This window comes from Mycobacterium sp., assembly GCF_049683935.1.
Classification (GTDB): domain Bacteria; phylum Actinomycetota; class Actinomycetes; order Mycobacteriales; family Mycobacteriaceae; genus Mycobacterium.
The window spans coordinates 1-16,689 of record NZ_JBAUJR010000023.1; the positions used below are offsets into that span (position 1 = coordinate 1).

20 protein-coding genes are annotated in these 16,689 nt (G+C 66.3%); 12 read left to right on the forward strand and 8 right to left on the reverse strand.

Annotated features, from left to right (window positions below):
• Positions 1–1,013 (reverse strand): DUF222 domain-containing protein (locus WA965_RS01440; RefSeq protein ID WP_526446955.1); only part of this gene is annotated, 1,013 nt, incomplete at its 3' end.
• 116 nt (positions 1,014–1,129) lie between these two features.
• Between WA965_RS01440 and dapB the strand changes: the two genes are divergently transcribed.
• Genes dapB through WA965_RS01465 form a run of 5 tightly spaced genes read left to right on the forward strand, consistent with a single transcriptional unit; the run spans position 1,130 to position 3,743 of the window.
• Entirely contained in the window at positions 1,130–1,867 is a 738-nt protein-coding gene (dapB, locus tag WA965_RS01445) for a 4-hydroxy-tetrahydrodipicolinate reductase (RefSeq protein ID WP_526303298.1), read from the forward strand.
• On the forward strand, positions 1,864–2,325 hold the full coding sequence (locus WA965_RS01450; RefSeq protein ID WP_178362344.1) for a hypothetical protein: 462 nt from the start codon (positions 1,864–1,866) through the stop codon (positions 2,323–2,325). The genes dapB and WA965_RS01450 overlap by 4 nt, the downstream gene beginning before the upstream one ends.
• Positions 2,322–2,777 carry a flavodoxin family protein gene (locus tag WA965_RS01455; protein ID WP_526303300.1) on the forward strand — a complete coding sequence of 152 codons (456 nt, stop codon included), beginning with the start codon at positions 2,322–2,324 and terminating at the stop codon, positions 2,775–2,777. The genes WA965_RS01450 and WA965_RS01455 overlap by 4 nt, the downstream gene beginning before the upstream one ends.
• Before the next feature lie 54 nt (positions 2,778–2,831).
• Complete coding sequence (locus WA965_RS01460; RefSeq protein ID WP_526303301.1) at positions 2,832–3,266, forward strand: hypothetical protein; 435 nt, start codon at positions 2,832–2,834, stop codon at positions 3,264–3,266.
• Positions 3,267–3,284: 18 nt separating this feature from the next.
• Positions 3,285–3,743: a hypothetical protein gene (locus WA965_RS01465; protein ID WP_526303302.1), complete on the forward strand. Its 459-nt coding sequence runs from the start codon at positions 3,285–3,287 to the stop codon at positions 3,741–3,743.
• Here the strand turns inward: WA965_RS01465 and WA965_RS01470 are convergent.
• On the reverse strand, positions 3,737–4,657 hold the full coding sequence (locus WA965_RS01470) for an HpcH/HpaI aldolase/citrate lyase family protein (RefSeq protein WP_526303318.1): 921 nt from the start codon (positions 4,655–4,657) through the stop codon (positions 3,737–3,739). The genes WA965_RS01465 and WA965_RS01470 overlap by 7 nt on opposite strands.
• Before the next feature lie 43 nt (positions 4,658–4,700).
• Complete coding sequence (locus WA965_RS01475; protein ID WP_526303303.1) at positions 4,701–5,438, reverse strand: dienelactone hydrolase family protein; 738 nt, start codon at positions 5,436–5,438, stop codon at positions 4,701–4,703.
• Positions 5,439–5,480: 42 nt separating this feature from the next.
• Between WA965_RS01475 and WA965_RS01480 the strand changes: the two genes are divergently transcribed.
• Genes WA965_RS01480 through WA965_RS01495 form a run of 4 tightly spaced genes read left to right on the forward strand, consistent with a single transcriptional unit; the run spans position 5,481 to position 9,064 of the window.
• Positions 5,481–6,281 carry a thymidylate synthase gene (locus tag WA965_RS01480; protein ID WP_526303304.1) on the forward strand — a complete coding sequence of 267 codons (801 nt, stop codon included), beginning with the start codon at positions 5,481–5,483 and terminating at the stop codon, positions 6,279–6,281.
• Entirely contained in the window at positions 6,278–6,760 is a 483-nt protein-coding gene (locus tag WA965_RS01485) for a dihydrofolate reductase (RefSeq protein WP_526303305.1), read from the forward strand. Before WA965_RS01480 ends, WA965_RS01485 begins: the two co-directional genes overlap by 4 nt.
• A complete protein-coding gene (locus WA965_RS01490; protein ID WP_526303306.1) occupies positions 6,757–7,965 on the forward strand; it encodes a winged helix-turn-helix domain-containing protein in 1,209 nt (402 codons plus the stop codon). Before WA965_RS01485 ends, WA965_RS01490 begins: the two co-directional genes overlap by 4 nt.
• A 19-nt stretch (positions 7,966–7,984) precedes the next feature.
• A complete protein-coding gene (locus WA965_RS01495) occupies positions 7,985–9,064 on the forward strand; it encodes a GGDEF domain-containing protein (protein ID WP_526303307.1) in 1,080 nt (359 codons plus the stop codon).
• 57 nt (positions 9,065–9,121) lie between these two features.
• Here WA965_RS01495 and WA965_RS01500 read toward each other — a convergent pair whose 3' ends face one another.
• Entirely contained in the window at positions 9,122–9,709 is a 588-nt protein-coding gene (locus WA965_RS01500) for a nucleoside deaminase (protein ID WP_526303308.1), read from the reverse strand.
• A 62-nt stretch (positions 9,710–9,771) separates the two neighbouring features.
• On the opposite strand from WA965_RS01500, the gene thyX reads away from it, so the two are divergent.
• From thyX to WA965_RS01515, 3 genes are read left to right on the forward strand one after another with little or no spacing between them, the layout of a single operon-like run.
• Complete coding sequence (thyX, locus tag WA965_RS01505; RefSeq protein ID WP_526303309.1) at positions 9,772–10,536, forward strand: FAD-dependent thymidylate synthase; 765 nt, start codon at positions 9,772–9,774, stop codon at positions 10,534–10,536.
• Between the two features lie 51 nt (positions 10,537–10,587).
• Positions 10,588–11,490: a 4-hydroxy-tetrahydrodipicolinate synthase gene (dapA, locus tag WA965_RS01510; protein WP_526303310.1), complete on the forward strand. Its 903-nt coding sequence runs from the start codon at positions 10,588–10,590 to the stop codon at positions 11,488–11,490.
• A 9-nt stretch (positions 11,491–11,499) separates the two neighbouring features.
• Positions 11,500–13,176 (forward strand): ribonuclease J, encoded by a 1,677-nt coding sequence (locus WA965_RS01515; protein ID WP_526303311.1) that lies wholly within the window; start codon positions 11,500–11,502, stop codon positions 13,174–13,176.
• Positions 13,177–13,186: 10 nt separating this feature from the next.
• Here WA965_RS01515 and WA965_RS01520 read toward each other — a convergent pair whose 3' ends face one another.
• The 4 genes from WA965_RS01520 to WA965_RS01535 form a co-directional block, all read right to left on the reverse strand.
• A complete protein-coding gene (locus tag WA965_RS01520; RefSeq protein ID WP_526303312.1) occupies positions 13,187–13,849 on the reverse strand; it encodes a response regulator transcription factor in 663 nt (220 codons plus the stop codon).
• Positions 13,850–13,856: 7 nt separating this feature from the next.
• Positions 13,857–15,305 carry a sensor histidine kinase gene (locus tag WA965_RS01525; RefSeq protein ID WP_526303313.1) on the reverse strand — a complete coding sequence of 483 codons (1,449 nt, stop codon included), beginning with the start codon at positions 15,303–15,305 and terminating at the stop codon, positions 13,857–13,859.
• A gap of 32 nt (positions 15,306–15,337) precedes the next feature.
• On the reverse strand, positions 15,338–15,721 hold the full coding sequence (locus WA965_RS01530; protein ID WP_526303314.1) for a hypothetical protein: 384 nt from the start codon (positions 15,719–15,721) through the stop codon (positions 15,338–15,340).
• A gap of 62 nt (positions 15,722–15,783) precedes the next feature.
• Entirely contained in the window at positions 15,784–16,659 is an 876-nt protein-coding gene (locus WA965_RS01535; RefSeq protein WP_526303315.1) for an SAM-dependent methyltransferase, read from the reverse strand.
• Positions 16,660–16,689: the final 30 nt, after the last annotated feature.

Genomic DNA, 16,689 nt, shown 5'->3' on the forward strand with positions numbered 1-16,689 from the left:
ACCGCGAGGCTGTGGTGGGCGTGGGCGCCGAGGCGGATCACGTCGTTGATCGGCATGACGGTGCCACCGCCGGTGACACCGACCCCGGCTCTGCTCTCGAGGTCTTGCAGGGTGGTGCGGATGATGACCATGACCGGCAGTCCGTTGAGCTGTCCGAGTTCCCCGCTCATCAGCGCGATCCGCCCGGCCACCACCAGCGCGTCGTGTTGGCGTTGCGCCAGCAACCGGTGGTCATTGTCGATCTGGGCCTGACTCGGTGTGCCCGAGGTGCACGGTTCGGGATCGTCGGGGTTGCACATCCCGGGGGCGGCGAACTTGGCGAAGATCGGCTCCCACACCGCCCACGCCTCGGGGGTCAGCTCTGCGGTGAGCGGTGTCATCAGATCGGCGCGTTGTTTACCTGCCGACACACCGCGCTTGCGGGCCCGTTCGGTGTCATCGGGTTCGGGGCCGTCCTGATCGAGCAGGAACAACGCCCGCGCGGCTTCGCCCTCGAGTTCTTTGGGTCCGACACCGACCGCGACACGGACCAAATCGACTTCGAACTGGGCCGCGGTGGCCGCATCGACGAAACCGGGCAACTTTTTGACCGCGGCGCGGATCACCGCGACATGCTCACCAGTGATCAGCCCCAGGCTCTGGGCGGCGGCGGTCGCCGGCAACACCGCGGGCAGCGGTTCTCCGGTGATCGTGCGCCGCGGCGCCAACACCGCCGCATCGTTCAGCCGACGATTCGCTTCGGCCCCCGAGAGGCGCCAGCGGACGGTCAGGACGTCTTTCCAGGACTTGGCACCCAGCTGCTGTGGAGTGGTCTCGGTCTGCAGCCGGGCCAGCAACCGCTGCCTCACCGTCGGGAGCTGGCACCCCAACGTTTCGAGCTCGTCGAGGGGCCCGATCAGCTCAGCGCGGGTCAGCAGGTCGATGTCGCAGGCAGCGACGGCGTCGAAGGCGGCCCGTAACGCGGTCACCGCCTCCTGCAAAACCGCCGTACCCGACATGCTTCGAACATACATTCGACCACCGACAAAACCGCTCGGAGTGTGAACCTTGAAACCGCAGTGACACAAGTGAATTGAGTGGCGAAAGCGGCAGGCCCGAGTGCCGTCGGCCGACACGTTAGGGTTAGCCCATGCGAGTCGGAGTGCTGGGCGCCAAGGGCAAGGTCGGCGCGACCATGGTGGCTGCTGTGCAGGACGCTGATGATCTCACCTTCTCCGCAGGTGTGGATGCGGGCGATTCTCTGACCGCACTGGTTGACGCCGACACCGAGGTCGTCATCGACTTCACCCATCCCAGTGTGGTGATGGACAACCTGAAGTTCCTCATCGACAACGGCATCCACGCGGTCGTCGGTACCACCGGGTTCACCGACGAGCGCATCGAGCAGGTCAAGGGTTGGCTGGCGGCCAAACCCGATGCGGCCGTGCTCATCGCGCCGAACTTCGCCATCGGCGCGGTGCTGTCGATGCACTTTGCGAAACAGGCCGCGCGGTTCTTCGACTCGGTGGAAGTCATCGAACTTCATCACCCGCACAAGGCCGATGCGCCGTCGGGGACGGCCGCCCGAACCGCCAAGCTGATCGCCGAGGCGCGGAAAGGGTTGCCGCCCAACCCTGATGCCACCAGCACCGGCATGGAGGGGGCGCGCGGAGCGAACGTCGACGGAGTTCCCGTGCACTCGATCCGACTCGCCGGGCTCGTCGCACATCAGGAAGTTCTGTTCGGGACCATGGGGGAGACGCTGACAATCCGCCACGACAGCATCGACCGGACCTCGTTCGTGCCCGGAGTGCTGCTCGCGGTCCGCAAGATTCGCGAGTTCCCGGGTCTGACCATCGGCATCGAGCCGCTGCTCGACCTGACATGAGCGACGGGGCACGCGCACTGCGGATCCAGCTGCTGATCGGCTTCATGTGCGTGGCGCTCATCGTCTACTTCGTGATGCTGGGCCGCGCTGCACTGGTGTTCATCACGTCGGGGCGACCCGCGGCAATCGGGCTGGGTGCTGCCATCCTGATCATGCCCGTCATCGGAGTCTGGGTGATGGTCTCGACGTTGAAGGCGGGCCTGGCACATCAGCGGTTGGCGCGGCTGGCACGCGAAGGCGGGATGGAACTCGACGTCAGCGACCTACCGCGGATGCCCTCCGGGCGCATCAAAAGGGACGCCGCCGACGCGCTGTTCGAGACGGTGCGTAGCGAGCTGGAGTCCGATCGGGACAACTGGCAGCGCTGGTACCGATTGGCACGCGCGTACGACTATGCGGGTGATCGCACACGCGCCCGAGAGGCGATGAAGAAGGCCGTCCAGATGGAGGCGTCATGAGCAAGACGCTGCTGATCGTGCACCACACGCCGTCGCCGCACTGCCAGGAGATGCTCGAGGCGGTGCTTTCCGGTGCCACCGATCCCGAGATCGAGGGAGTCGAGGTGGTGCGCCGGCCCGCGCTGACGGTGTCCTCGGTGGAGATGCTGGAAGCTGACGGGTATGTGCTGGGAACGCCGGCGAACCTGGGCTATATCTCGGGCGCTCTCAAACACGCGTTTGATCAGAGTTACTACCAGCTGATCGATTCGACGTCGGGCCGCCCGTTCGGTCTGTACCTCCACGGCAACGAGGGCACCGAGGGGGCCGAGCGTGCAGTGAACGGAATCACCACGGGGCTGCAGTGGGAGCGTGCCGCAGAGACGGTTGTCGTGTCGGGCAAGCCGACGAAGGCCGATCTGGAAGCATGCTGGAATCTCGGTGCGACGGTTGCTGCTCGATTAATGGAATGACGCGGCCAGTCGGTTGACGTAAGTTGACGCTCATCCCGGCAGCGGAGGTGGGTGATGTGGTCTGACCCGGACATCGTCTCTGCAGAGCCGCTCTTCGAAGCGTTTCCCCAGTGGCGCATCCTCGCTCGGCGGGAAGTGAACCGCTACGGCGAGGAGTACGTCCTCGTCGAATTCGATCCGCCACCTGCCGCGGACGTCGACGAGGGACTGTGGATCACCTGCGATAGTGAGATCACCGTCGGGTTCGCTGAATACCATGAGCATTTCTGGGCGTGGATCGAGGAAGACATCCGAGACCGGGGCGCACTGGATTTCGTGCGGGGGATCCTCGAGGAACGCGTCGCCGTCGCGACCCTGTTCGACGGCGACGAAGCTGTCGCATATACGACGGTGGAAACCGGCGAGCCGAATCGGCCAGTCGTGGGCCACCGAACCTACAATCGCATGCGAGTGCGCTCGTGGAATGGCACGTTCAACAGAGACCCCTGACGCTCGCTGAGGAGCCACATGCCGGGTATCGCCGAAATCGCCATGGCGGGCGCACCGATCGCCGGTGGGGCACTGCTGGGTCTTGCCGCGGGTGGCTTCAAAGGTCCCGATGTTCGGGCGTCGATCAAGAGCGACATGGACCTTCTCGACCGCATCCCGCCCGAGGACGTCGCGCGACGCGCCGAACTACAGCGGGTGATCGACATTCGGATCGACGACATCGTCGCCGCGGTCGACAAGAACCGCCAGATCCGGGAGCTTGCGACCTCCTACGAGGGCAACTGGCGTGACATCGTGGTGTTCGTCTGCGTGATCCTGTTCACCATCGTCTGGTGGAACGTCAGCCACAGTCGGAGCAATTGGCTGATCCTGTTCATCGTGCTGATCATGCTGTCGATCATCGCCGGCGTCTACGCCGCGCGGGGCATCCTGCGCGGAGTGGCGACCTTCATGCACTCCCGCAAACGCGCTCAGTAGTGATAGGTGTCCGACGGCGCCGGTATGTGCACCGGGTCGTCGACGTCGTCGAACTCTGAGGGTTCGATACCGTAGGCGCGTGCCAGATCCAGGATCTTGTTGGCGCGCGCGATGCGCGGCAGGTCCGAGCCGTTGCGGATCTCGCCGCCGTCACGCTCGTACTCCACGAAAAACTCCTTGGCCCAACTGATCTCTTCGATCGACGGGGACAACCCCTCGTTGATGGTGGCGCACTGATCGGGTGTCAGGCAGATCTTGCCGGTCATGCCGAACTCCGCCGAGACGGCGGTGGCCTCGCTCAGTCGCAGCGCGCTGGACCCCACCGTCGGCCCGTCGATGGCGCTCGGGAGGTGCGCTGCCTTCGCGGCGATCGTGAAGCGCGACCGCGCGTAGGCCAGTGTCGTCGGGTTGTCCCCGAAACCGGTATCCCGGCGGAAGTCTCCGATGCCGAACGCGAGGCGGAATGTCCCCTTCGCGGCGGCGATCTCGGTGATGCGTTCCAGACCGCGAGCGGTCTCGACCAGGGCGACGATCGGCACGCCCGGGAGTCGTTTGGCGGTCTCGGTGACATGGTCGACCGATTCGACCATCGCGAGCATCACGCCGCCCACCGACGTGCCGGCCAGCATCTCCAGATCGCCTGCCCACCAGGGGGTTCCGAACCCGTTGATGCGCACCCAGTCGGTGTTGCCCGCGGCGAGCCAGCGGGTCACGTTGCCGGATGCGGTCGCCTTGTCCTTCGGTGCGACGGCGTCCTCGATGTCGAGGACCACGATGTCGGCCCGCGAGTCGGCCGCGGACTGGAAGCGCTCGTACTGGGCGCCGTTGACCAGCAGCCAGCTACGGGCCAGCACCGGATCGATGCGGGTGCCGCGCTCGTGGGAGGTCGGATCACCGAAGGTCTGGTCATACACGGCGTTCATGGTCGCTCATCGGGTACTTCCCGGGCAAAACGGTCTATCGCAGATGGCTGCCGAAAAATGATTCCGTCGCCTCCCAGTGGCGCCGCGCCGCCGGCTCGTCATAGGGCCCGTTGTCCGGGACGGCGAATCCATGGAACGCCGAATAGAACTCGATGGTGTGCTCGACGCCTGCCTCGGTCAGAGCCGTGGCCAGCGTCTCGCCGTCCTGGGTGGTGAAGGCGCGGTCGTTCTGGGCGGCACCCACGTAGACCGCCGCCCGGATCCGGTCGGCGAGCAGATGGGGGCTGTCGGGATCCTCGGTGACAAGCCCACCGCCGTGGAACGACATGGCCGCCGCGACACGCTCGGGAATCCTCCCGGCGACGATCAGGGAGGTCCGTCCGCCCATGCAGTACCCGGTGGTACCGAAGGAGTCCGCGCTGACCTCCGGCCGGGACGACAGATAGTCGAAGAACGCCCGCGCGTCAGCGGCCATGATGTCGGGTGTGATCTTGCTGATCATCGTGAACAGCCGGCCGCGTTCACCCTCGTCCTCGAACACCGTGGCCATGCTGAACGGCGTCCAGTCGCCGTCGCGGTAGTAGACGTCGGGTACCAGCACCGCGTATCCGTGGTCCGCCAGTTTGTCGGCCATCGCGCGGAAGGTCGGACGGACACCGCCGGCATCGGGGTACATGACGATCCCCGGCCAGGGGCCCTGGGAGTCCGGAGTGTGCAGGGAGACGGGGCAGGTGCCGTCAGCGGTCGGCACGGTGTCGGTGATCCTCGGCATGGTTGTAGTTCTACTCCGGCCGGCGCGACGTAAGCTGACGGCGTGCCGATCGCCACTCCATACGAGGATCTGTTGCGCCTGGTGCTCGATACCGGGGTTCCGAAATCCGATCGCACCGGCACCGGCACCCGTAGCTTGTTCGGGCATCAGCTGCGCTATGACCTGGGTGCCGGTTTCCCGCTGATCACCACCAAGAAGGTGCACACCAAGTCGATCGTCTACGAGCTGCTGTGGTTCCTCCGCGGAGATTCCAACGTCAGGTGGCTCCAAGAGCGGGGCGTCACGATCTGGGACGAATGGGCTTCTCCGACAGGTGATCTCGGGCCGGTGTACGGGGTGCAATGGCGGTCGTGGCCGACGCCGTCAGGTGAGCACATCGATCAGATCAGCGCCGCGGTCAACCTGCTCAAATCCGATCCGGATTCGCGGCGCAACATCGTCTCGGCGTGGAACGTGGGCGAGATCCCGCAGATGGCCCTGCCGCCGTGCCACGCGTTCTTCCAGTTCTATGTCGCCGACGGCCGGCTGAGCTGTCAGCTCTACCAACGCAGCGCCGACCTGTTCCTCGGGGTGCCGTTCAACATCGCCAGCTACGCACTGCTGACCCACATGATGGCTGCCCAGGCCGGCTTACAGGTCGGCGAGTTCATCTGGACCGGTGGAGACTGTCACATCTACGACAACCACGTCGAGCAGGTCACCCTCCAGCTTTCCCGTCCACCGCGGCCGTACCCGGAACTCGTTCTGGGGCATCGCGATTCAATTTTCGGCTACACCTATGAGGACGTTGTGATCAAGAACTACGACCCGCACCCGGCGATCAAAGCGCCCGTCGCTGTATGACACGACTCAACCTCATCTGGGCGCAGTCCAGCTCAGGGGTCATCGGTCGGGACAACACGATTCCCTGGCGGATACCCGAAGACCTGGCTCGCTTCAAAGAGCTCACCATGGGTCACACCGTGATCATGGGCCGGATGACGTGGGAGTCGTTGCCTGCGTCGGTACGGCCGTTGCCCGGCCGCAGAAATGTCGTAGTGACCCGGCAAGCTGACTACGTGACCCACGGAGCAGAAGTAGTCCAGTCCCTCGAAGATGCCCCTCTCGACGACGCCTGGGTGATCGGCGGTTCGCAGATCTACGGCCTGGCGATGCCGTTGGCGACACGATGCGAGGTGACCGAGGTGGACCTCGACCTGCACCGTGAAGACGACGACGCGCTGGCGCCCCTGCTCGACGAGTCGTGGATCGGGACCGAAGAGCACTGGCGGGACAGTGCGTCGGGGCTGCGTTACCGGTTTTACAGCTATCTGAGGCGATGAGGCTCACCGCTGCGCAGGCGCGGCGGGTGGCGATCGCAGCGCAGGGTTTCCACGATGCCAAGCCGGCCGGACCGGTCACCAGGGCGCACCTGAAGCGATTGACGGCCCGGCTGCAGGTGCTGCAACTGGACTCGGTGTCGGTGACGGTGCGCGCGCACTACGCGCCCGTGTTCAGCCGACTCGGACCCTACGACCGCGACATCCTGGACCGGGCGGCGTGGAGCCATTCGGCGCGATCGCCGCGGCTGCTGGTCGAGTACTGGGCACACGAGGCCGCGCTGATGGCGGTCGACGACTGGCCGCTGCTGCGGTGGCGGATGCGCGAATACCAGCACGGTCGGTGGGGCACCGAGATCGTCAAGAAGAACGCCAAACTCGCCGACGACGTAGTCGACGCCGTCGCAGCGTTGGGTCCCTCGACCGCGGGCCAGATCGAGGCCCACCTCGACTCGTCCCCCCGGGGTCGCAAGGGTCCGTGGTGGGACCGCAGCGACACCAAGTGGGTCGCCGAGGCGCTGTGGTCGGCCGGGGTACTGACGACAGCGACCCGGGTCGGGTTCGCGCGGCACTATGACCTGACCGAGCGGGTGTTGCCCGCCGAGGTGATCGATCGTGAGGTGGACGAGGGCGAGGCCGTCCGCGAGCTCACGCTGCGGGCTGCCACCGCCCTCGGTGTCGGCACCGAGGCCGATCTCCGCGACTACTTCCGGCTGGGTGCCCGGCAGGTCAAACCGGCGATCGCTGATCTACTGGCATCCGGTGAGCTCGAGCAGGTGGAGGTCGCCGGATGGTCTGCCCCGGCCTATCTGCGGGCGGGCCAGATCGTCCCGCGGCGGGACCGGGGTACGGCGCTGGTCTGCCCATTTGATCCGTTGATCTTCTTCCGGCCGAGGGTGGAGCGGCTGTTCGGCTTCCACTACCGCATCGAGATCTACACTCCAGCCCCGAAACGTCAGTTCGGCTACTACGTGTGGCCGTTCCTGCTCGACGGTGACCTCGTGGGCCGCGTCGATCTGAAGGCCGACCGAGCGAACAGCACGCTCAACGTCGTCGGGGCGTTCACCGAGGGCGGGCGCGACCGCTCACACGTCGCCACGGCGTTGGCGGGAGAACTGCGGTCGATGGCGGGCTGGCTCGCGCTCGGCGAGATCAGGGTTGCCGAACGCGGGGATCTCGCCTTCGCGTTGCGTAGCGCGCTCGACTAGCGACGGGCAAACTGCGGAGATGGCCTGGTGGCGGCAGACCGACCAGTTCGACTGGTTCAGTAGCTATCTGCGCGACCGCGGTCTCCAGCGGCAGTGGCGGCTGGCGATCTTCGTGTTCACCGTGCTCTTGGGCGCGGTGCCCGTCGTGATGCTCGCCAGTCCCGAGGGTCCCAGCAGCGCGCTGACGACGGCGGGCGCGCTCATCGCGTCCGGCGCGGCGTTCGCCGCATCGACGCTGTGGCTGTTCCGGTGGCCCTCCCGCGCGCAGTCGCTCGCCTACAACGTCATCTGCTGCGGGTGCATCGCCGCGGGTTGTCTTGTGGTGCCGAACGCCTACGGCGGGCTGATGGGATGCACGTTGTTCGCCGCACTCGGCGGGTTTCTTGCGTACTTTCACGCCTTCGCCCACGTGCTGGCGAACTTCGGTGTGGCGATGGTGTGCGCAACGTTGAGCGCCAGTCGGATGTTGAGCGGCCCCGAAGACATCGCGGTGGTGGCCGGATCGTTTCTGATCGTGCTCGGCCTGAATGTCGGGGTGCCGTTCGGTATCCATTCGCTCGTCCATTCCCTGCACACCGATCTGCGGAACTCCGACCGTGACCCCCTCACGGGGTTGCTCAACCGCCGGTCTTTCTACAATGCGGTTCACGAGCTCACCGTGCGCGAGCGGGATGTGACCGGATTCCGGCTGAACGTCACGATGGTCGATCTCGACAGTTTCAAGACGCTCAATGACACCCAAGGTCATGCCGCCGGCGATCAGGCCCTCGTTCGCGTCGGGGCGGTGCTCCAAGAGACCGGTGGTGCCGACGGGATCCTCGGTCGCCTGGGTGGCGAAGAGTTCGTCGTCGCGGATTCCGATACCGCCGCGCGCCATGCCGTTACCGCCGAGCGCATCCGTGCCGGCATCGCCGCACTTCCCTTCCGCATCACCGCCAGCCTGGGTACCTGCAGCGTGGTCGTGGACGCTGATGCCTCCCTCGAGCACCCGGAATTCATCGACCAGCTCATCCGAATGGCGGATGCGGCGATGTACCGGTCGAAACGGGCGGGCGGAAACCGGATCGAGCACCGGTACCTCGACCGCGATCGAGGATGATCGCTACGCACGTCGACCCCTGCCACCTGACGAAGCGCTGCAGCCGGAGATGCAGCGTCAGTTGAGCGGAATATCGTTGTCGCCCTTGCCGTCCTGGTACTGCGCTGACAGTGCGTCGTACCGGCTGCGGATCCCGTCACGTTGCTCGAGCAGCCGGGCGCGCAGTGGCTCGGGTGCGCCCTCGATGAGGTCGCCGATCGCATGAGCCGTCCAGAACGCGTTGGTCCTGCGGTAGCCACCCGGATCGAGGCCGAACACCTCTTTGAGGATCTTGAGGTCGTGCGGGATCGCGAAGCTGTCGCGGGAATCCTCATGGCTGTAGAAGTAGTAGTAGTTGTCGAACCCCGCCCACGTGATCGCTGACATGCACAACGTGCAGGGTTCGTGGGTGGTCAGAAACAGCAGATCCTGAGTCGGGGGCCGACCGGGCAGCTCGTAGAACTGCCGCAGCGTGTTGATCTCCCCGTGCCAGAGCGGGTTGTCGGTTTCGTCGTTGGTGCCCGCGGTCACCACGGACAGATCGGATTTGTCCAGTATCGCCGCCCCGAACACCTTGTTGCCGCCGGCGACACCGCGTTCGGTCAGCGGCAGGATGTCGAACTCGATGACCTCGAGCAGGCGCGAGGCGAGCGTGGTCGCGGTCATGGGCCACCCTAACCGCGCGGCGCGGTCCATGCAGTGTCGAGACGGCGGCTAGGCTTCAGCGCGTGGCTGAGATCGCGCCGCTGCGTGTGCAGCTGATCGCCAAGACCGAATTCTCGGCACCGGAGGACGTGCCATGGAGCACCGACGCCGACGGAGGCGCCGCACTGGTCGAGTTCGCGGGTCGCGCCTGTTACCAGAGCTGGTCCAAGCCGAATCCGCGCACCGCCACCAACGCGTCCTACCTGCGTCACATCATCGACGTCGGCCACTTCTCGGTGCTCGAACATGCCTCGGTGTCGTTCTACATCACCGGCATCTCACGATCCTGCACCCATGAGCTGATCCGGCACCGGCACTTCTCCTACTCGCAGCTGTCGCAGCGTTATGTGCCCGAGCACGACTCGCAGGTGGTAGCCCCTCCTGGCATCGAAGAGGACCCGGAATTGCAGCAGATCCTCGCCGCCGCCGCGGACGCCAGTCGTGCCGCCTACACCGAGCTGCTCACCCGGCTGGAGGCCAAGTTCCTCGGCGATCAACCCGCAGGAAACGCCGCGGTGTTGCGGCGCAAACAGGCCCGCCAAGCCGCCCGCGCAGTGCTACCCAACGCCACCGAGACCCGGATCGTCGTCACCGGGAACTACCGCGCCTGGCGTCACTTCATCGCGATGAGAGCCAGCGAGCATGCGGACGTCGAAATTCGCCGGCTGGCCATCGAATGCCTGCGCCAACTCGTCGAGGTCTCTCCCCAGGTGTTCTCAGACTTCGAGATCACAGTGCTCGCGGACGGCACGGAGGTTGCGACCAGCCCGCTGGCAACGGAGATCTGAGGCGACAATGCAGTCGTATCTCGATCAGCCGAGCAGGTAATCTTGCTTCCCGTGAGTACCAGCGGATTCGACGTCACCGCCCGTTTGGGCACCCTGTTGACCGCGATGGCCACTCCGTTCAAGGCCGATGGCTCGCTGGACACCGAGACTGCCGCCCGCCTGGCCACCCACCTCGTCGACGCCGGCTGTGACGGCCTCGTGGTGTCCGGAACCACCGGCGAATCGCCCACGACCACCGACGACGAGAAGATCACCCTGTTGCGCGCCGTGCTCGACGCGGTCGGGGACCGCGCGCGGATCGTGGCCGGAGCGGGCAGCTACGACACCGCGCACAGCGTTCACCTGGCCAAGGCCTGCGCCGCCGAGGGGGCCCACGGACTCCTGGTCGTGACCCCGTACTATTCGCGGCCGCCGCAGTCGGGCCTGCTCGCGCACTTCACCGCGGTTGCCGACGCGACCGATCTGCCGCTGCTCCTCTACGACATCCCGCCGCGGTCGGTCGTCCCGATCGAGTGGGACACGATGCGCCGCCTGGCCGAGCATCCCAACATCGTCGCGATCAAGGACGCCAAAGGGGATCTTCACGGCGGTGCGCAGATCATCGCCGAGACCGGGCTGGCCTACTACTCCGGCGATGACGCACTGAACCTGCCCTGGCTGGCTATGGGTGCGGTCGGCTTCGTCAGCGTGTGGGGCCATGTTGCTGCCGGTCAGCTGCGAGACATGTTGGCGGCCTTCGCTTCCGGCGACGTCGCCACCGCGCGCAAGATCAGTGTCACGCTCGGCCCGCTCAATGCCGCCCAGACGAGGTTGGGCGGCGTCACGCTGGCCAAAGCGGGGCTGCGGCTGCAGGGCTTTGATGCGGGGGAGCCGCGGCTTCCCCAGATGGCTGCCACCGACGAGCAGCTTGATGCACTGGCCGCAGACATGCGTGCCGCGGCGGTATTGAGGTAATTGGACCTGATGGATTCAGAACTCACCCCGCCGGGGCCGCTGGCCCCGGGTAGCCTGCGGGTGACCGCATTCGGCGGGATCAACGAAATCGGCCGCAACATGACCGTTTTCGAGCATCTGGGTCGGCTGCTCATCGTCGATTGCGGAGTGCTCTTCCCCAACCACGACGAACCCGGCGTCGACCTGATCCTGCCCGATCTACGCCACATCGAGGGCCGGCTCGACGAGGTGGAAGCGCTCGTCGTGACCCACGCGCACGAAGATCACATCGGTGCGATCCCGTTCCTTCTCAAGATGCGACCCGACATCCCGGTTGTCGGCTCGAAGTTCACCTTGGCGCTGATCGGGGCGAAGTGTCGCGAACACCGCATCAAGCCGGTGTTCGTCGAGGTGGCCGAGGGGGGCCGGTCCACCCACGGCGTGTTCGAGTGTCAGTACTTCGCGGTCAACCACTCGATCCCCGGGTGTCTGGCGATAGGCATCCACACCGGAGCGGGCACGGTGCTGCACACCGGAGACATCAAGCTCGATCAGCTTCCGCTCGACGGCAGGCCCACGGACCTGCCGGGGATGTCGCGACTCGGTGACGCCGGGGTGGATCTGTTCCTCTGCGATTCGACGAACTCCGAGATCCCCGGCGTCGGGCCGTCGGAGAGCGAGATCGGCCCGGCGTTGCACCGTCTGATCCGCGGTGCCGACGGTCGGGTCATCGTCGCCTGCTTTGCGTCCAATGTCGATCGTGTGCAACAGATCATCGACGCTGCGGTCGCGTTGGGGCGGCGGGTGTCCTTCGTCGGTCGCTCGATGGTGCGCAACATGGGAATCGCACGCGACCTCGGATACATCAAGGTCGCCGACGAGGACATCCTCGACATCGCCGCCGCGGAGATGATGCCCGCGGACCGCGTCGTGCTGATCACCACCGGCACCCAGGGTGAGCCGATGGCCGCGCTGTCACGGATGTCGCGTGGTGAGCACCGCAGCATCACCTTGACCGCCGGCGATCTCATCATACTTTCGTCCTCGCTGATTCCGGGCAACGAAGAGGCAGTGTTCGGCGTGATGGATGCGCTGGCCAAGATCGGCGCCCGCGTTGTCACCAATCAGCATGCGCGGGTGCATGTTTCAGGTCACGCGTATGCCGGCGAGTTGCTGTTCCTCTACAACGGCGTCCGGCCGCGAAATGTGATGCCGGTGCACGGAACCTGGCGGATGCTGCGTGCCAACGCAGCTCTGGCGGCGCGTTCCGGCGTGCCGGAGGACAACATCGTGCTGGCCGAGAACGGCGTCAGCGTCGACCTGACGGCGGGCCAGGTCAGCATTGCCGGAGGTGTGACGGTGGGCAAGATGTTCGTCGACGGTCTGGTCACCGGTGACGTCGGCGACGCCACCCTGGGGGAAAGGCTCATCCTGTCCTCGGGTTTCATCGCGGTGACGGTCGTCGTGCACCGTGGCACCGGTCGGCCGGCGGGCCCGGCGCATCTGCAGTCGAGAGGGTTCTCCGAGGATCCCAAGGCGCTCGAACCCGCGGCCCGCAAGGTCGAGGCCGAGTTGGCCGGCCTTGCCTCCCAGAACATCACCGACCCGTCCCGCATCGCGCAGGCCGTCCGTCGCGCAGTCGGCAAATGGGTGGGGGAGACCTACCGCCGTCAGCCGATGATCGTGCCTACGGTCATCGAGATCTAGCGGTCGTCACTCAGATTGCTTCGAGGCGGTAGCCCATGCCGCGCAGCGTCACAAAGCGATCGGCGCCCAACTTGCGACGCAGGTAGCGGACATAGACATCGACCACGTTGGAGCCGGGGTCATAGTCGTAACCCCATACCTGGCTGAGCAACTGCTCGCGGGACAGTACCTGCCCCGGATGGCGCAGAAACGTCTCGGCCAAGGCGAATTCGCGTGCCGACAGGTCGACGGTGCGATTGTCCACCTGGGCCTGCCGGGTCCGCAGATCCAACCGCAGGCCGCCATGGGACAACACGGTCAACTCGCCGCCCCGTTCGGTGGCCAGTCGCAGTCGCACCCTCGCCAGTAGTTCCTCGAAGCGGAACGGTTTGGGCATGTAGTCGTCGGCCCCGCCCTCGAGGGTGGCCACCGTGTCGGCGACGCTGGTGCGGGCGGTGAGAACAATCACCGGAAGTGAACTGCCCTCGGCCCGTAGGCGTTCGAGCACCGCGAAGCCGTCCATCTTCGGAAGTCCGATGTCGAGCACCATCAGGTCGAAGTCGCCGGTGCGCGCGTACTCGTAGGCCGACGGGCCGTCGGAGACCACTACCACCGTGAAGCCGTTGGCGGACAAGCCTTTCCGAATGAAAGCAGAGATCCGGGGTTCGTCCTCGGCGATCAGGATGGCTGCCATGGCCCGGTCACCACACGTTCTGCAGGGGGATGGCAACGGTGAATGTGGATCCGCGACCCACCACCGACTCGAGAAGGACGTCTCCGCCGTGTGCGACCGCGATCGCCCGCACGATCGACAACCCGAGACCGGCACCGTCGGAGTGGGTTCCGATCTGCTCGCCGCGGGCGAAGCGGTCGAAGATCCTGGCCCGGTGCTCGGGAGTGACACCGGGTCCGGAATCGGAAACCCAGAACCTGAGCCAGCCGTTCGCGACCTCGGAGCCCACGCCGATCCAGCCGCCTGGGCCGGTGAAGCGGCACGCGTTGTCGGCGAGCGCGACCAGTGCCTGTGTGATCCGCTGGGGGTCGAGGACGGCGGTACGGCGGGCCGCGACCTGCAACTCGAAGTTGCGGTCACCGAGGCCGGTGATCTTCTCGAACGTCTCAGCGGTCAACGCGGCGACGTCGACGGTTTCGGGGCGCAGGAAGGTGGGCTGCTCGGAATGCGCGAGCACCAGCAGGTCGGAGACCATGCGGTTCATTCGGGTCAGTTCGTCGTCGACGAGGTCGACGGTTGCGCGGACATCCTGCTGGTCGGTGGGATCGAGCACCTCCAGATGTCCCCTGACGATGGTGATCGGTGTGCGCAGTTCGTGCCCGGCGTCGTCGATGAAACGCCGCTGGGCGCTCACTCCGGACTCGACACGATCCAGCATGCCGTTGAGTGTCGTCACCAGGTCGTTGATCTCATCGCCGTCAGGCCCGCCGGGAGACGGGATGCGTAGCGACAGATCGGTATCACTGATGGTGCGTGCGGTGCCGACGATGTCGCGCAGCGGTCGCAGAATTCGGCCCGCCACCAGCCACGCCGCACCGGCGGCGCCGACCATCGTGATCGATCCGACGAGCAGCATCAGCCGTGCGGCGTCGCCGGCCTCGGCTCGCTCGGCGTCACCGAGGTACGCGGCGACGATCACCCCCTGTGCCGGATCGCCGGCGAGCGACACGGGTATCGCGAGGTATCGCACCTCGCCGACCTCCGGATGGTGATAGCGGCTCTGACCCGGATCGGTGACGGTCGCGACCCGGTCGGCGAATGCGGAGTCCGCGGCCAGCACCTCGGGGGTCCCCGGCACCTGCCGGCTCTGCGCCACGTACCGACCGTCGACGTAGCCGAGGAATTTCTCGTTCGGCCGCGCGACGTTGTAGGCGATCGCCTCGCTGATCACCTCGTTGACGTCGGCGAATGGTTCACCGGTGCGCGGGTTGACTCCGTCGGCGGTGAGTTCGTTGAACTCTGCGACCTCGATGCGCAGGGCCTCATCCATGCGCTCGTTGGTGACCGAGACGAGCAACAGCCAGGTGACGAACGTGACGATTCCCAGGGCTGCGAGCACCAGCAGCAGCACCCACCCGATGATGCGGGTGCGGGCGGTCGACGGCAGGAGTCGGCGCCACCGTTCGGGCTTGCTCATGGACGCCATCCTGCCGGGCGAAGCGGTCACGGTCAGTCGTCATCGTCGTCGCCGTCACCACTGTCGTCATCCCAGTCGTCGTCCCGGTCATCGTCGTCGTCCCAGTCGTCATCGTCGTCGTCCCGGTCCGCACCGCCGCCCTGAACGCCGGGATTCACCGTCGGCGCCTGGGTGTGCGCGGGCAGCGGAGGGGGCGGAACGCCCTGTTGGTCGGCGGTCACGCGGGGAACAGGGGCCGGCTCGGCAGTGGGCGGAGCCGGATCTGCTGCGGGCGGGGGCGTGGCGGTCACCTGTGGAGCGGTGACCTGGATGGGCCGCAGCGGTTCATTGTCGGAGCTGGGCACCACCGACAGCGTCGTGGCGCCGATTCCCGCCGCCAGGACGAGGACGATGGCGCCGATCAGGGCGATGCGCATGTCCTCGAGGGTGTCGTGCGGGTGTGTCGCCGAGGTGAGACGGAGATGAGAGGGCTCTCATCTCAGCGCTCGGCCAAAACGGTCCATTCGATGGGTGAGGCCGAGACCACCCGTCCGGTGGGACGGATGTAGGTGTCGCGGAAGTAGCTCGGCCCGGCCTGCTCGACGAGGCGCCATCCGTATTCGGCCAGCAGTTCCCCGACCTCCTCGGGCACCAGCCCCGACTTCCACACCTGGGTGCGCTGCCGGAATCGTCGATACACCGCCTCCGCCCCGTAGTGCTGTGTCCCGTCGATGAAGTCCTGCCGCACGTAGGTGAAGATCAGGCGGCTGCCCGGTGCGGCGTCGCTGAGCTGGCGCAGCGTCTCCCGCACCGCCTCCGGGGTGAGGTACTGGGTGACGCCCTCCCAGATGAAGAACGTGCGGTCGCCTGCGCGGTACCCGTGCGCCTCCAGGGCGGGAATCAACTCGTCGCGCTCGAAGTCGACTTCCACGAGACGCACCGATGCGGGTGCCGCGCCGAGCGCCCGTTGCACGACGGCGGCTTTGCGATCGATGTTGATCTTCTGGTCGACCTCGAAGACCGGCAGTTCACTGTGCCGGGCGATCCGATACGCGCGGGTGTCCAGCCCGGCGCCGAGCACGACCACGGTGTCGAACTCGATGATCGGGTCCGACAGGCGTTCGTCGATGTAACGCTTGCGGCAGGCGATGCTCGCCCACAATCCGGGACCCGAACGGTCCATGGCCGACAGCGCGGCCCGGCGTACGGCGCCGAAGCGGGTCAGCCGCACCAGCGCGCGCAGGCGCGCCGGCAGGAAGGACACCGCCAGGTCGTCGTCTACCAGGCGGCGTTCCGTCGGCTCGTTGTGCTCGATCGCCGACAGCACTATCGGCCCGAAAGCTGTCTGCGCGGCGGGATTTCGAGGCGGCGTCATCGTGTCAACGCTTGTTCACGAACCCCGCGT

Excerpts from the sequence above, each read along its gene's own strand:
- WA965_RS01495 (WP_526303307.1), top strand. The coding sequence starts at position 7,985 with ATGGCCTGGTGGCGGCAGACCGACCAGTTCGACTGGTTCAGTAGCTAT.
- WA965_RS01455 (WP_526303300.1), top strand. The coding sequence starts at position 2,322 with ATGAGCAAGACGCTGCTGATCGTGCACCACACGCCGTCGCCGCACTGC.
- WA965_RS01530 (WP_526303314.1), bottom strand. The coding sequence starts at position 15,721 with ATGCGCATCGCCCTGATCGGCGCCATCGTCCTCGTCCTGGCGGCGGGA.
- WA965_RS01465 (WP_526303302.1), top strand. The coding sequence starts at position 3,285 with ATGCCGGGTATCGCCGAAATCGCCATGGCGGGCGCACCGATCGCCGGT.
- WA965_RS01450 (WP_178362344.1), top strand. The coding sequence starts at position 1,864 with ATGAGCGACGGGGCACGCGCACTGCGGATCCAGCTGCTGATCGGCTTC.
- WA965_RS01520 (WP_526303312.1), bottom strand. The coding sequence starts at position 13,849 with ATGGCAGCCATCCTGATCGCCGAGGACGAACCCCGGATCTCTGCTTTC.
- WA965_RS01485 (WP_526303305.1), top strand. The coding sequence starts at position 6,278 with ATGACACGACTCAACCTCATCTGGGCGCAGTCCAGCTCAGGGGTCATC.
- WA965_RS01525 (WP_526303313.1), bottom strand. The coding sequence starts at position 15,305 with ATGAGCAAGCCCGAACGGTGGCGCCGACTCCTGCCGTCGACCGCCCGC.
- WA965_RS01515 (WP_526303311.1), top strand. The coding sequence starts at position 11,500 with ATGGATTCAGAACTCACCCCGCCGGGGCCGCTGGCCCCGGGTAGCCTG.
- WA965_RS01500 (WP_526303308.1), bottom strand. The coding sequence starts at position 9,709 with ATGACCGCGACCACGCTCGCCTCGCGCCTGCTCGAGGTCATCGAGTTC.
- dapB (WP_526303298.1), top strand. The coding sequence starts at position 1,130 with ATGCGAGTCGGAGTGCTGGGCGCCAAGGGCAAGGTCGGCGCGACCATG.
- WA965_RS01475 (WP_526303303.1), bottom strand. The coding sequence starts at position 5,438 with ATGCCGAGGATCACCGACACCGTGCCGACCGCTGACGGCACCTGCCCC.
- WA965_RS01535 (WP_526303315.1), bottom strand. The coding sequence starts at position 16,659 with ATGACGCCGCCTCGAAATCCCGCCGCGCAGACAGCTTTCGGGCCGATA.
- WA965_RS01460 (WP_526303301.1), top strand. The coding sequence starts at position 2,832 with ATGTGGTCTGACCCGGACATCGTCTCTGCAGAGCCGCTCTTCGAAGCG.
- WA965_RS01490 (WP_526303306.1), top strand. The coding sequence starts at position 6,757 with ATGAGGCTCACCGCTGCGCAGGCGCGGCGGGTGGCGATCGCAGCGCAG.